Here is a 1,101-nt window from a genome sequence, read left to right as displayed (position 1 = left end):
GCTACATGCGGGTGCTGCACGATCACATTCTGACGCACGGGGTGCCGGTGGCGCTCTACAGCGACAAACACAGCATCTTCCGCATCAATGCCAAAGGGGCTGATCCGGAGTCTGAAACACAGTTTGGGCGGGCGACACGGGAGTTGGGAATCGAGTGCATCCACGCCAACAGCCCGCAAGCGAAAGGGCGCGTGGAACGTGCCAACCAGACATTGCAAGACAGGTTGCCCAAGGAAATGAGGCTGGCCGGAATATCTGACATCGCCAGTGCGAACAATTGGTTGCCCGGCTTTGTTGCCAGTTTCAACCGGCGCTTTGCGGTGATACCGAAGGATGCGGTTGATGCACACATCGCCTACCCAGGTAGCGCAGAGGAGCTCACGAATATCCTGTCCGTACAGATCGCCAAAACGCTGTCAAAGAACCTCTCGTTCCAGCATGAATGCAATCTGATACAGGTAAAAATCAGCGGGACCGGATTGGCCATGCGAGGTGCAAAAGTAACCCTGCACGATCACTTTGACGGAACACGGGTGCTACGCTGGAGAAATCGAAAATACACCTATACGACACTCACAAAAACGCAAAGAAAAACAGCAGAAGCAGATGGTAAAACAATCAATGCGCGGGTAGAAGAAGCGATCACAAAGCGTTATACAAAAGACATCAAGGGGCACAAACCAGCAGCGGGTCACCCGTGGAGAAAAATGCACATCGGCAAGTCCGCCACCGATAGCAAAACCGTTATCCAATAACACCGAGACGAAGGGAGAAAGGGACATTTCTACTTTGTAGGCGAGGGGACATTTCTATTTAGCGTTGACAGGAGGTCGCCGGTAAAATCTACGAAAATAAGAACTTGGAAATAAGAGGGAAAATCCAAAAGAATATTGGTAAACGCCAAGCTGACTTTGGTGATCTCAATAATGATCTCAAGAAATGGCGGCTGAAGCGAACATAGCGTAGATGTGTTAGCGCCATTTGGCCAGGTGCATAGGTACGAATAAATACAATTGATAGAAAACCAAGTTTTTCTGGAGATTAATTTAGGGAAACGCTGAATAATTCACCGCACAGCAGAGTCCGGTGCGTAGTTTCCGG

Annotated in this window: 1 pseudogene; it reads left to right on the top strand. The window is 49.9% G+C overall.

The features are described from left to right. Positions 1 to 755 (top strand): annotated as a pseudogene (locus tag MJ768_RS14340) (ISNCY-like element ISCARN112 family transposase); the annotation flags it as partial. Positions 756 to 1,101 lie beyond the last annotated feature (346 nt).

Origin of the sequence: Candidatus Nitrotoga sp. 1052 (assembly GCF_927312905.1) — a bacterium.
Taxonomy (GTDB): Bacteria; Pseudomonadota; Gammaproteobacteria; order Burkholderiales; family Gallionellaceae; genus Nitrotoga.
This window is presented reverse-complemented; position numbering and strand designations above follow the sequence as displayed.